This is a genomic window from Enterobacter sp. Taxon_8 (genome assembly GCF_058354585.1).
The window spans coordinates 3,489,228-3,502,190 of sequence record NZ_CM177989.1 but is presented as its reverse complement, the minus strand read 5'-3'; the positions used below and the strand labels follow the sequence as shown (position 1 = coordinate 3,502,190).

Below are 12,963 nucleotides of genomic sequence, written 5' to 3'. Positions count from 1 at the left end.
CACGGTCAAGTAGCCCTATTTTAGGCCGGTCTTTTTCTGCATCGCGGCCATCACGCCGGCTTTATCGGCAAGATAGTGGTTCAGTCCGTTAGCGCGAAGATTACAGGCCGCGCACTGGCCGCAACCGTCGCCTTTGATACCGTTATAGCAGGTGAGCGTTTCGCTGCGAACCAGGTCCAGCTTGCCCCAGTAATCCGCCAGCGCCCAGGTTTCGGCTTTATCCAGCCACATGAGCGGAGTTTCAAAGCGCGTCTCTTTCGCCATCCCCAGATTGACGGCGTGGTTTAGCGCTTTCACGAACTCATCACGACAGTCCGGGTAGCCGGAGAAATCGGTCTCGCAAACGCCCGTGATCACCGCTTCGGCTTTTACCTGGTAGGCGTAGATCGCCGTCAGGGTCAGGAAGAGGATATTACGGCCCGGCACGAAGGTATTCGGAATGCCGCTGGCATCAGGTTCGTAGTCCGGGACGGGAATACTGTCGCGTGTGAGGCTGCTCACGGCCAGTTCATTTAACAGCGTAACGTCCAGCACCTTGTGCGCGCGTGCACCCAGTTTCAGGGCAAGTTCACGGGCAACGTCGATTTCAGCGCGGTGGCGCTGACCATAATCGAAAGTGACACAGTGAACTTCATCGTACTGATGAAGGGCCTGAACCAGGCAGGTAGTAGAGTCTTGTCCTCCGCTGAACACGACGACGGCACGTTTCATAAATCATCTCGACTGTTACGGTAAAAACGTTATGTTACCGTCTGCCTGTGGCGGCGACCAGCTTCTTCACGATTTAGGGGCGGGCAGCCAGGCTTCGGTAAAGTCAAACCAGCCGCGGGTATTGAGGCGTATACCATTCACGCCAGGCGGAGCACTGATTTGGTATTGATAATTAAAGAGTGGTGTCAGCACCGCACTTTCCATTAACCGGTTAAAGATGGCTTGCAGTCCCGCGTGTCTATCCCGAGCCTCTGCCTGCGTCTGTACCGCATCCAGCGTCGCTTGCAAATGGGCGTAAGCCGGTGCGCTAAGAACGTGCGGCCAGAGGGCATCGCAGCGCAGCCACTGTTCCAGCGTATATTCTGGCGCTTCGCCAATAAGCCTGTCGCCCATCATGATGTCTGCATCGGCAAGCTCCAGGCATCCGTCCCACGTCTTGGCGTCTTGAAAGATGACGGTCAGTTCACACCCCTGTAGCGCCAGGTATGTCTTCAACTGGCTGGCCATGGTGTGAAGCTCAACAGGGAGATGATAAACCAGCGTCAATGCTTCAGGGAGGGTTACGCCCGATAAATCAAGCCATTCGGGGATGGTCCACCCGGGAAGCAGCTCCTGGGTGGGCGTGATGAGCCCTTCGTTTAGCGGAAGTGTGTGAAGAAGCCTGGAGAGATGAATGATATTGATAAGCCGCTTTGCCTGGATCTCACTCAGGCGCGCGCTCTGTTTAAGCGTGAGGTAGCAGAACCCCAGGCTGGTGCTGCTGCTTACCAGCCGCAGACTTTCCAGCTCGTCGGCCTCGCCGATCGCGATTTGCACCGGGTGACGACAGCTGGTGCCCAGGCTGTAATCAAAAAGCTGGGGAGTGATCCAGTATTCGATGGCTTTGAGCAGCGGATGGCTCAGGTGATACTGCTCATGGCTTTCCAGACGAACCAGGTCGGGCTCAAAAGCGCCCAGCCGAAAGGGGCCACTGCCAACCGCAGGATGGTCGGGATGCGCCAGACGGCTACAGTAGGTTGCCAGCCTGTGCGGCAGCCAGTAGTCCGGTTGATGCAGCGTAAACGTCAGACACTGAGGATGCGTTGTTTCAATACATAAGACGCTCTGAAACAGAGTGCGCAGGGCAGGAAGCGTCAACAGCGCTGTCAGACTTCGCTGGAGTTGTGCCGTTTCTATTTTATCGCCGTTATGCCAGTGCAGGGTGGAGCGAATGTAGAAATGCCAGCGCATGCCGTCAGCAGAGACATCCCAGTGATGCGCCAGATCGCCCGTGGGTTCACTGCTGTTACCGTTAAAACGCGTCAGGCCTGAGAACACCTGTCCTGCCAGATGCTGCTCCGCCCGACCAGGTAAGAACCCCGGCTGCAGCGGCTCCAGGGAGCGATAGTAAGGAATGCGCAGCGTCGGCGTATCGTTTTGCCACTGCCCGCCCAAAAAAGGATGCAGTAATGACCGCAGCGCTTCAGGGGCAAGCTGGGCCAGTTCCAGCGCGTTATGCTGCTGCCCGCTCTTCAGCGCCTCCTCCATCATCGCATTGCGCAGTGACTCCGGCGCGACATGGAACGTCAGCTCACCGCGCTTACCGCGGCCAGACTGCGCTCGCCAGCTCAGCCAGCCCGCCTCCTGGGCCTGACGCAGCAACGTTCGGACATGCCGCTCGCTGCAAAAACAGCGAGCAGCCAGCTCGCTGATAGTGACCTGTTGCGTTGCACCCAGGGAAGGCTGCCAGAGGCGGTGATACTGATTGAGTCGATTGAGCTGGCGCATAAGAAACCCGGAACAATAATTTTCATCTATTCACTATTACTTCCGTATATCTCACACGATACTGATGCACAAGTTAACCGCATCACATTTCGGGAGTAATCATGGCTCGGCTCGCTGCATTTGATATGGACGGTACGCTGTTAATGCCGGATCACCGTTTAGGGGAAAAAACCCTGAACACGCTGAAGCGCCTGCGCGAGCGTGATGTCACCCTGACGTTTGCCACCGGGCGTCATGTGCTGGAGATGCGCCATTTGCTGGGGGCGTTCTCCCTCGACGCTTTTCTGATCACCGGCAACGGGACGCGAATTCACTCCGTAGAAGGAGATGTGCTGCACCGGCAGGATCTCAACCCGGAAGTCGCGGATATCGTGCTGCACAGCACCTGGGACACGCAGGCCAGCGTCCACGTCTTTAACGATCGCGGCTGGTTTACCGGAAGCGAAATCCCGGAATTATTGCACGCGCATGTATACAGCGGCTTCAGGTACCAGCTTATCGATCTGCGTCGGATCCCCGCCCATGCGGTCACTAAGATCTGTTTCTGTGGCGATCACGACGATCTGTGTCGCTTACGGATTCAGCTGAATGAGGCGCTAGGCGACCGGGCGCATCTGACCTTCTCGGCGGTTGATTGTCTGGAAGTGCTGCCGGTGGGCTGTAACAAAGGTTCCGCTCTGGCGGTTCTGAGCGACCACCTGGGCTTAACGCTCCAGGAGTGTATGGCGTTTGGTGATGCCATGAACGACCGCGAAATGCTGGGTAGCGTAGGTCGCGGTCTGATCATGGGGAATGCGATGGCGCAGCTGAAAGCAGAACTTCCCCATCTGCCGGTTATTGGCCACTGCCGCAATGAAGCAGTGTCTCATTTTTTGACTCATTGGCTGGACAACAACAATCTCCCGTATTCCCCCGAATAGTGAGACCCTTCCAGCAAGCCAGGCTTCGGTCTGGCTTTTTTTATTTCACCAGTTCTGCAATCTGCGCTTTCCACGGGGCGATATCGCCGATGTTGGCCTGCACCCACTCCGCATTGTAGTAAGTTTCAAGGTAGCGCTCTCCGCTGTCGCACAGCAGCGTGACGATGGAACCGGTGCGGCCCTCTTCACGCATGCGCGCGGCAAGCTGCAGTGCGCCCCACATATTTGTTCCCGTCGAGGCGCCCACTTTGCGGCCCAGCTGCGTTTCCAGCCAGTGCGCCGTTGCCACGCTTGCGGCATCCGCCACACGCATCATCTCGTCCACCACGTCGGGGATGAAAGAGGGCTCCACGCGCGGGCGGCCAATTCCTTCAATTTTACTGCCCACCGGGCTGCGCAGGCCGGCATCGCGATTTTGCCAGTAGTCGAGGAACACGGAGTTTTGCGGGTCAACCACCATCAGCTGGGTATCGTAACCCTGACAGCGGATGTAGCGTCCGATCGTGGCTGACGTGCCGCCGGTACCGGCGCTCATGACGATATAGGACGGAACCGGATGTGGTTCGTGGGTCATCTGGCGAAAAATACTGTCGGCAATGTTGTTATTCCCGCGCCAGTCCGTCGCGCGCTCGGCGAAGGTGAACTGGTCCATATAGTGGCCGTTCAGCTCGCGGGCCAGCATTTCAGAGGCGGCGTAGATTTCGCAGGCGCTTTCCACAAAGTGGCAGCGTCCGCCGTAAAACTCGATCTGTTCAATTTTGCGTTTCGCAGTGCAGGACGGCATCACCGCGATAAACGGCAGGCCCAGCAGGCGGGCAAAATAGGCTTCGGACACCGCCGTTGAACCGGACGAAGATTCAATGATAGTCGTGCCTTCTTTAATCCAGCCGTTACATAAACCGTATAAAAACAGCGAGCGCGCCAGGCGATGCTTCAGGCTGCCGGTAGGATGGGTGCTTTCATCTTTCAGATAGAGCTGAATGCCGTCAAATCCCGGCAGGGAAAGGCGAATCAGGTGCGTATCCGCCGAGCGCTGATAGTCGGCATTGATTTCGCTGATCGCATGTTTAACCCAGGTGCTATTCATCGTCGTTATCCGTTTGTCATTTTGTGCCTAGCATAGCGAAAAGCACAGAAAAAATTGTTGCTATCTGGCCTTTAAAATAGAATGAAGGGAGAAAAATTTTCTCTGAGAGGTGGGTATGCTAGATAAAATTGACCGCAAGCTCCTTTCATTGCTGCAAAATGACTGTACCCTCTCTTTGCAGGCGCTGGCAGATGCCGTTAATCTGACCACCACCCCGTGCTGGAAGCGTCTTAAGAAGCTGGAAGATGACGGCATTCTTCTGGGACGCGTCGCGCTGTTAGATCCCGAAAAGCTGGGGCTTGGGTTGACGGCATTTGTGCTGATAAAAACTCAGCATCACAGCAGCGAGTGGTATTGCCGCTTCGTCACCCAGGTGTCTGAGATGCCCGAAGTGCTCGGTTTCTGGCGCATGGCCGGCGAGTACGATTATCTGATGCGCGTCCAGGTGGCCGACATGAAGCGCTATGATGACTTCTACAAGCGGCTGGTGAACAGCGTGCCGGGGTTATCGGACGTCACCTCAAGCTTCGCCATGGAACAGATTAAATACACCACAGCATTACCTATTGAATAACTTCGTAAAATACCTTCAGGAACAAACCGCGTGCGATTATTTGCCCAATTAAGCTGGTACTTTCGTCGGGAGTGGCAACGCTACCTCGGTGCAGTCGCCCTGCTTATTATCATTGCCATCCTGCAGCTGATCCCGCCGAAAGTGGTGGGCTACGTCGTGGATGGCGTCACCGAACAGCATTACACCACCGCACGGGTGTTGATGTGGGTCGGCACGCTGGTGCTGACGGCAGTCATTGTTTATCTGCTGCGCTACGTCTGGCGCGTGCTGCTGTTTGGTGCGTCCTATCAGCTGGCCGTTGAGCTACGTGAAGATTTTTACCGCCAGCTGAGCCGACAGCATCCCGAATTTTATCTGCGCCATCGCACCGGGGATCTCATCGCCCGCGCGACGAACGACGTCGATCGCGTGGTCTTTGCCGCCGGGGAAGGGGTGCTGACGCTGGTGGACTCGCTGGTGATGGGCTGTGCGGTGCTGATCGTGATGTCCACGCAGATCAGCTGGCAGTTGACCCTGCTCGCCCTGCTGCCGATGCCGCTCATGGCTCTGGCGATTAATCGCTATGGTGAACAGCTACACGAGCGTTTTAAGCTGGCGCAGGCGGCGTTTTCGTCGCTGAACGATCGCACCCAGGAGAGCATGACCAGCATCCGCATGATCAAAGCGTTTGGTCTGGAAGACCGGCAGTCTGCGCTGTTTGCCGCCGATGCGGCAGACACGGGGGCGAAAAACATGCGCGTCGCGCGTATCGACGCCCGTTTCGATCCGACGATTTATATCGCAATCGGCATGGCAAATATGTTGGCCATTGGCGGCGGAAGCTGGATGGTGGTGCAGGGCGCGCTTACCCTGGGGCAATTGACAAGCTTTGCGATGTATCTGGGTCTCATGATCTGGCCGATGCTGGCGCTGGCCTGGATGTTTAACATCGTGGAGCGCGGCAGCGCCGCCTACAGCCGTATTCGCGCCATGCTGGCCGAAGCGCCGGTGGTCAATGACGGCAGCGAAGTCGTACCGGAAGGACGCGGCGTCATGCATGTCGACGTCCGCAAGTTTGTCTATCCACAAACGGAGCATCCGGTGCTGGAGAACGTCAGCTTTACGCTTCAGCCGGGCCAGATGCTGGGCATCTGCGGCCCGACGGGATCCGGTAAAAGTACCGTGCTCTCTCTGCTCCAGCGCCACTTTGACGTCACCAAGGGCGATATTCGTTTCCATGATATCCCCCTGACGAATCTGCTGCTGGACGAGTGGCGTGGTCGCCTGGCGGTCGTCAGCCAGACGCCGTTTTTATTTTCGGACACCGTGGCGAACAACATCGCCCTTGGCCGCCCTGGGGCGACGCAGGAAGAGATTGAACACGTGGCGCGTCTGGCCAGCGTTCATGATGATATTTTGCGTCTGCCGCAGGGGTACGAGACGGAAGTCGGGGAACGCGGCGTCATGCTGTCCGGCGGGCAAAAACAGCGTATCTCCATTGCCCGCGCGCTGCTGCTGAATGCTGAAATCCTGATTCTGGATGATGCACTTTCCGCCGTGGACGGCCGTACCGAGCATCAAATTCTGCATAACCTGCGCCAGTGGGGCGACGGACGCACGGTCATTATCAGCGCCCACCGTTTGTCTGCGCTAACCGAAGCCAGCGAAATTCTGGTCTTGCAGCACGGGCACATTGCCCAGCGCGGGCAGCATGAAACGCTTGCCGAGCAGCCGGGCTGGTATCGCGATATGTACCGCTATCAACAGCTTGAGGCGGCGCTGGACGATGCGCCGGAAGAAGATGAGGAGGCCGCCAATGCGTAAGCTCGGAACGATGTGGCCGACGCTCAAACGTCTGCTGGCCTACGGCTCGCCGTGGCGTAAACCGCTCTCCGTTGCCGTGCTTTTACTCTGGATTGCGGCGATTGCTGAAGTGAGCGGTCCTTTGCTCATTAGCTACTTCATCGACAATATGGTCGCCAAAAGCTATCTGCCCCTGGGGCTGGTGGCGGGGTTAGGCGTGGCCTACGTTGGCCTTCAGCTGGCGGCGGCAGGGCTGCACTATGCTCAGTCGCTGCTGTTTAACCGTGCTGCCGTGGGCGTTGTTCAGCAACTGCGTACGGATGTGATGGACGCGGCGCTTCGCCAGCCGCTCAGCGAGTTTGATATCCAGCCGGTCGGGCAGGTGATCTCGCGCGTGACCAACGATACCGAGGTGATCCGCGATCTGTACGTCACCGTTGTGGCGACCGTATTGCGCAGCGCGGCGCTGATTGGCGCGATGCTGGTTGCGATGTTCAGCCTTGACTGGCGCATGGCGCTGGTGGCGATCACCATCTTCCCGGCGGTGCTGATCGTCATGGTGATTTACCAGCGTTACAGCACGCCGATTGTGCGCCGGGTTCGCGCCTATCTGGCCGACATCAACGATGGCTTCAACGAAGTGATTAACGGCATGAGCGTCATCCAGCAGTTCCGCCAGCAGGCCCGCTTTGGCGAACGCATGGGGGAAGCCAGCCGTTCGCACTATATGGCGCGTATGCAGACGCTGCGGCTGGACGGTTTCCTGCTGCGTCCGCTGCTGAGCCTTTTCTCGGCGCTGGTGCTTTGCGGGCTGCTGATGCTCTTTGGGCTGAGCTCAAACGGTACGATTGAGGTGGGCGTGCTATACGCCTTTATTAGCTATCTGGGACGCCTTAACGAGCCGTTGATCGAGCTCACCACCCAGCAATCGATGCTGCAGCAGGCGGTGGTCGCCGGTGAGCGCGTGTTTGAGCTGATGGACAGGCCGCGTCAGGCCTACGGCAATGACGAGCAACCTCTGCAAAGCGGGACTATCGCCTTTGATAACGTATCGTTTGCCTATCGCGAAGATCGGCTGGTGCTTCAGGACATCACGCTTGACGTTCCGTCGCGCGGTTTCGTGGCGCTGGTGGGGCATACCGGCAGCGGTAAGAGCACACTTGCCAGCCTGTTGATGGGCTATTACCCGGTCACGCGCGGCGAAATCCGCCTCGACGGGCGCCCGCTCGCGTCTCTCAGCCACACCGTGTTGCGTAAAGGCGTCGCGATGGTGCAACAGGATCCGGTCGTGCTGGCCGATACCTTCTACGCCAACGTGACTCTGGGACGAGACTACACCCAGGAACAGGTCTGGGACGTGCTGGAAAAAGTGCAGCTGGCAGAGCTTGCGCGCGGGTTTAGCGATGGGATAAATACCAGACTGGGCGAGCAGGGGAATAATCTCTCTGTCGGGCAAAAGCAGCTCCTGGCGCTGGCGCGGGTGCTGATTGAAACGCCGCAGATCCTGATTCTGGATGAAGCCACTGCCAGTATTGACTCCGGCACCGAGCAGGCCATCCAGCAGGCACTCTCCGCCGTACGCGACCATACGACGCTGGTGGTGATTGCCCACCGTCTTTCCACCATCGTCGATGCCGATACCATTCTGGTGCTACATCGCGGACAGGCCGTTGAGAGTGGTACCCACCGTGAACTGCTGGAAGCAAAAGGGCGCTACTGGCAGATGTACCAGCTGCAGCTGGCGGGCGAAGAGCTGGCGGCCAGCGTGCGCGATGAAGAGTCGCTTAGCGCCTGATGCACCAAAAAGAGGCGGCGCGCTAACAGTCATTCCTGTTGGTGCAAAACTGAAACGCACCATGCACCGGCATGGTGCGTTTTTTTTCATCAGTTCGATTATCAAGGCCGTGTAATGCTCTGTGCGCCGCCGTTCCTCCTCGTTTTCATTTCTGGCACATCCCTTGCAATACCTTCAGCGTAAGCTACGGCCATTACCGAATTCTGACTGGAGGGGATCTATGAAGCTGGTTACGGTTGTAATCAAACCATTCAAACTCGAAGACGTGCGTGAAGCGTTGTCTTCAATGGGTATTCAGGGACTGACTGTCACCGAAGTGAAAGGCTTTGGTCGTCAGAAGGGTCATGCCGAGCTTTATCGCGGGGCGGAATACAGCGTTAACTTTCTGCCAAAAGTAAAAATTGATGTCGCGATTGCTGACGATCAGCTTGATGAAGTCATTGATGTCATTAGCAAAGCGGCCTATACCGGCAAAATTGGCGACGGCAAAATTTTCGTTGCCGAACTGCAGCGCGTCATTCGCATCCGTACCGGCGAATCTGACGAAGCGGCATTGTAAATAACGCCTGGCACACAGTGATAGGGATCGAGAAAATGAAGATAGCAACACTTAAAACGGGTCTGGGTTCGCTGGCGCTGCTGCCGGGCCTGGCGCTGGCTGCTGCCCCTGCGGTGGCTGATAAAGCCGATAACGCCTTTATGATGATCAGCACCGCGCTGGTGCTTTTCATGTCCATTCCGGGCATTGCGCTGTTCTACGGCGGCCTGATCCGTGGCAAAAACGTTCTCTCCATGCTGACGCAGGTTGCCGTGACGTTTGCGCTGGTCTGCGTGCTGTGGGTGGTTTACGGTTACTCGCTGGCGTTCGGTACGGGCAACGCGTTTTTTGGTAACTTCGACTGGGTGATGCTGAAAAATATTGAGCTGACCGCGCTGATGGGCAGCTTCTATCAGTATATTCACGTGGCGTTCCAGGGCTCCTTCGCCTGTATTACCGTCGGGCTTATTGTGGGCGCGCTGGCGGAGCGTATTCGTTTCTCTGCCGTTCTGATCTTCGTAGTGGTCTGGATGACGCTCTCCTATGTGCCGATTGCGCACATGGTCTGGGGCGGTGGTCTGCTGGCAACGCACGGTGCGCTGGACTTCGCGGGCGGTACCGTTGTACACATTAACGCCGCGGTCGCGGGTCTGGTGGGCGCTTATCTGATTGGCAAACGCGTGGGCTTCGGTAAAGAGGCGTTCAAACCGCACAACCTGCCGATGGTCTTTACCGGTACTGCGATCCTCTACTTTGGCTGGTTTGGCTTCAACGCCGGCTCAGCAAGTGCGGCCAACGAAATCGCCGCGCTGGCGTTCGTGAACACCGTTGTAGCCACGGCGGGTGCAATCCTCTCTTGGGTGTTTGGCGAGTGGGCGGTGCGCGGTAAACCTTCCCTGCTGGGTGCCTGTTCAGGTGCGATTGCCGGTCTGGTTGGTATCACCCCTGCGTGTGGTTATGTCGGTGTCGGCGGTGCGCTGCTGGTCGGCCTGGTGTCGGGTCTGGCGGGTCTGTGGGGCGTCACCGCACTGAAACGTGTGCTGCGCGTCGACGACCCATGCGATGTATTCGGCGTGCACGGCGTGTGCGGCATAGTCGGTTGTATCATGACCGGTATCTTCGCGGCGAAATCGCTCGGTGGCGTGGGTTACGCGGAAGGTGTCACCATGGTTCATCAGGTGCTGGTGCAGCTGGAAAGTATTGCTATCACCGTTGTCTGGTCTGCCGTTGTGGCCTTCATTGGCTATAAGCTGGCGGATATCACGGTGGGTCTGCGCGTACCGGAAGAGCAGGAGCGCGAAGGTCTGGACGTCAACAGCCACGGCGAGAATGCGTATAACGCCTGATAAACTGCAAAACGGCAACTTCGGTTGCCGTTTTTAATGTGTATTCCCTCTCCCGGTGGGAGAGGGTCAGGGGGAGGGCATCAGGCCGCACACAATCACCCGCGATTACGCATCACCCCTTCCTGCACCGTCGAAGCGACCAGCACGCCGTCCTGAGTATAAAATTCTCCACGCACAAATCCGCGTGCGCTCGACGCTGACGTGCTCTCCACGCTGTAAAGCAGCCACTCATTCATGTTGAACGGACGGTGGAACCACATGGAGTGATCGATCGTCGCGACCTGCATCCCTTTTTCCAGGAAACCAACGCCGTGCGGCTGCAGCGCCACCGGCAGGAAGTTGAAGTCAGACGCATAGCCCAGCAGATACTGATGGACGCGGAAATCTTCCGGCACGGTCCCGTTGGCACGGATCCAAACCTGGCGTTTCGGCTCGGCGGTATGGCCTTTCATAGGGTTGTGGAACTCAACCGGGCGGATCTCCAGCGGCTTATCGCAGAGAAACTTCTCTTTGACCTGCGGCGGAAGCAGATGCGCCAGCGCGCGAGCAATATCCGTCTCTGATTTTAAAGAGTCGGGTGACGGAGCCGGGGGCATCACTTTCTGATGCTCGTAGCCCGGCTCCGGCGCCTGGAAAGAGGCCGTCATGTAAAAGATCGGCTTGCCGCTCTGAATGGCCGCTACGCGGCGCGCGCTGAAACTGTTGCCGTCTCGCAGAACTTCAACGTCATACACAATCGGTTTTGCGCTATCGCCAGGGCGTAAGAAGTAGCTGTGGAATGAATGCACCAGACGGTCTGCCGGGACAGTCTCCTTTGCTGCGTACAGTGCTTGTCCGACGACTTGCCCCCCGAAGACCTGGCGCAAGCCGAGATCTTCGCTCTGTCCGCGAAAGAGTCCTTCCTCAATTTTTTCCAGATTTAGTAATGTCAGCAGATTGTTCAGTGCCTGACTCATAGTTGTCCTCAATAAACGCCGCAGCGAAAGATAGGCAGAGTATAACGCAGAAATGAAAGTGGTCCGATGGGTAGAATAATCTGAATATCGGCACGTTTTCAGGCATAAATCGGTGATCTGTGCCACACTTGAATACGTTATGTGATTGAAACGACATCGGATGGGATCGATCCCGCTGGTGCATTGATAAGGAGACTTCAATGAAACTCGTGCCCATGCTTAGTGGTGTAGCTATTGCGGTGGCGTTGTCCGCCTGTGCCGGTAAGAGCGCCCAGGTGCCGGTTCCAGCTGCAGATCCGAACGGGATTAACACCCTTTCACAGCAGTCCATTCAGCAGCCTAACGTTTCCGGTACAATCTGGATCAAGCAGAGAGTCGCTCTGCCACCGGACGCGGTACTAACGGTAACGCTGTCTGATGCTTCCCTGGCCGACGCGCCGTCTAAAGTCGTGGCCCAGCGTGCGGTCCGTACAGAAGGTAAGCAGGCGCCATTTAGCTTCGTGTTGCCGTATAACCCGTCGGACGTGCAGCCTAACGCCCGTATTCTGCTGAGTGCAGCGGTAACCATCAACGGTAAGCTGGTCTTTATCACCGATACGGTTCAGGAAGCAATCAACAACGGTGGGACAAAAATCGACCTGAACCTGGTGCCGGTGCAGCAGACCGAAGTACCGGTCGCACCGCAGACCAATCAGCCGTCTCTGCCAACCCCACCGACTCAGATGTAATTCCTGCATTTCCCCTCTCCTCCGGGAGAGGGGTCAATATATCCAGCGAAATTTCTGCAAATCAATCTGACCCGACCCTGTCACCTGGACACCCTCTGAAAGTAACGCCTGACGCTGACGCTGAAGATCCGGCCCGGTGAGCGAAATGTTCCCATGACGATTCACCACGCGATGCCAGGGCAACGTACTGCCTTCCGGTAGCCGTTTCAGGACGCCTCCAACCTGTCGCGCCGCGCGCGGGGAACCGGCCAGGCGCGCAACATCACCATAGGTAGTGACATAGCCTTCCGGGATTGAGGCCACGATTTGCCATACGCGCTGTGGAAAGGAGTCGTGTTCGTCCATACCTTCACCTGTGGGGGGAGTTTCTGGAACGCTATGGTAAACGAAGATCTTCATGATTGCTGCGCCTGTTTGCGCAAGAAACCAGCATCCGGTTCCTGGTCACTTGCAATTGGGCTTTAGCACAGGGATAATGCGCCAGCGCGTTGGTTATCAACGCTCTCAATGGGGGCTCTGTTGGTTCTCCCGCAACGCTACTCTGTTCACCAGGTCAGGTCCGGAAGGAAGCAGCCAGGGCAGAGGACGTGTGTGCCGGGATGTAGCTGGCAGGGCCCCCACCCATTTGTGCTCCCAATAACTCCTGTTTTCAGTGTTTACCTGGTGCGGCGCAAGTGGCGTATCAATGCCTGCTGGATGTGAGCAGCTTGATGCTGTCGATCACGAGATGCGGTTTCCCACTAACCGTATATTTTTTCA

At 57.2% G+C, this 12,963-nt stretch carries 12 protein-coding genes and 1 other RNA gene; 8 read left to right on the top strand and 5 right to left on the bottom strand.

The window, feature by feature from the left end:
• Positions 1-15: 15 nt before the first annotated feature.
• Together queC and AC4IBF_RS16705 are read right to left on the bottom strand one after the other, a co-directional pair.
• Positions 16-711, bottom strand: a complete 696-nt coding sequence (gene queC / locus AC4IBF_RS16710) for a 7-cyano-7-deazaguanine synthase QueC (protein ID WP_008503311.1) — start codon at positions 709-711, stop codon at positions 16-18.
• Positions 712-777: 66 nt separating this feature from the next.
• The gene (locus tag AC4IBF_RS16705; RefSeq protein WP_491462973.1) at positions 778-2,478 is read right to left on the bottom strand and encodes an SgrR family transcriptional regulator; all 1,701 of its coding nucleotides are present in this window, start codon (positions 2,476-2,478) and stop codon (positions 778-780) included.
• 101 nt (positions 2,479-2,579) lie between these two features.
• On the opposite strand from AC4IBF_RS16705, the gene cof reads away from it, so the two are divergent.
• Positions 2,580-3,398, top strand: a complete 819-nt coding sequence (gene cof, locus AC4IBF_RS16700; protein ID WP_248172694.1) for an HMP-PP phosphatase — start codon at positions 2,580-2,582, stop codon at positions 3,396-3,398.
• A gap of 40 nt (positions 3,399-3,438) precedes the next feature.
• Here the strand turns inward: cof and AC4IBF_RS16695 are convergent, their stop codons facing one another.
• Positions 3,439-4,485, bottom strand: coding sequence for a PLP-dependent cysteine synthase family protein (locus tag AC4IBF_RS16695; protein ID WP_115874356.1), 1,047 nt, complete (start codon positions 4,483-4,485; stop codon positions 3,439-3,441).
• A 115-nt stretch (positions 4,486-4,600) separates the two neighbouring features.
• Between AC4IBF_RS16695 and AC4IBF_RS16690 the strand changes: the two genes are divergently transcribed.
• The 5 genes from AC4IBF_RS16690 to amtB all read left to right on the top strand — a co-directional run bounded on the left by AC4IBF_RS16690 (position 4,601) and on the right by amtB (position 10,520).
• The gene (locus AC4IBF_RS16690; RefSeq protein ID WP_023310581.1) at positions 4,601-5,059 is read left to right on the top strand and encodes an Lrp/AsnC family transcriptional regulator; all 459 of its coding nucleotides are present in this window, start codon (positions 4,601-4,603) and stop codon (positions 5,057-5,059) included.
• Between the two features lie 30 nt (positions 5,060-5,089).
• Positions 5,090-6,862, top strand: coding sequence for a SmdA family multidrug ABC transporter permease/ATP-binding protein (locus tag AC4IBF_RS16685; RefSeq protein ID WP_325848725.1), 1,773 nt, complete (start codon positions 5,090-5,092; stop codon positions 6,860-6,862).
• On the top strand, positions 6,855-8,636 hold the full coding sequence (locus AC4IBF_RS16680; RefSeq protein WP_133293890.1) for a SmdB family multidrug efflux ABC transporter permease/ATP-binding protein: 1,782 nt from the start codon (positions 6,855-6,857) through the stop codon (positions 8,634-8,636). The genes AC4IBF_RS16685 and AC4IBF_RS16680 overlap by 8 nt, the downstream gene beginning before the upstream one ends.
• Before the next feature lie 220 nt (positions 8,637-8,856).
• The gene (gene glnK, locus AC4IBF_RS16675; RefSeq protein ID WP_008503304.1) at positions 8,857-9,195 is read left to right on the top strand and encodes a P-II family nitrogen regulator; all 339 of its coding nucleotides are present in this window, start codon (positions 8,857-8,859) and stop codon (positions 9,193-9,195) included.
• A 35-nt stretch (positions 9,196-9,230) separates the two neighbouring features.
• Entirely contained in the window at positions 9,231-10,520 is a 1,290-nt protein-coding gene (gene amtB, locus AC4IBF_RS16670; RefSeq protein WP_491462972.1) for an ammonium transporter AmtB, read from the top strand.
• 95 nt (positions 10,521-10,615) lie between these two features.
• Here the strand turns inward: amtB and tesB are convergent, their stop codons facing one another.
• Positions 10,616-11,476: an acyl-CoA thioesterase II gene (gene tesB, locus AC4IBF_RS16665; protein WP_023310585.1), complete on the bottom strand. Its 861-nt coding sequence runs from the start codon at positions 11,474-11,476 to the stop codon at positions 10,616-10,618.
• Between the two features lie 200 nt (positions 11,477-11,676).
• On the opposite strand from tesB, the gene AC4IBF_RS16660 reads away from it, so the two are divergent.
• Positions 11,677-12,204 carry a YbaY family lipoprotein gene (locus AC4IBF_RS16660; protein ID WP_024906833.1) on the top strand — a complete coding sequence of 176 codons (528 nt, stop codon included), beginning with the start codon at positions 11,677-11,679 and terminating at the stop codon, positions 12,202-12,204.
• 33 nt (positions 12,205-12,237) lie between these two features.
• Here the strand turns inward: AC4IBF_RS16660 and AC4IBF_RS16655 are convergent, their stop codons facing one another.
• On the bottom strand, positions 12,238-12,549 hold the full coding sequence (locus AC4IBF_RS16655) for an MGMT family protein (protein WP_032664021.1): 312 nt from the start codon (positions 12,547-12,549) through the stop codon (positions 12,238-12,240).
• A gap of 172 nt (positions 12,550-12,721) precedes the next feature.
• Between AC4IBF_RS16655 and ffs the strand changes: the two genes are divergently transcribed.
• An RNA gene (gene ffs / locus AC4IBF_RS16650) (signal recognition particle sRNA small type) lies at positions 12,722-12,818 on the top strand.
• The last annotated feature ends 145 nt before the right edge of the window (positions 12,819-12,963 follow it).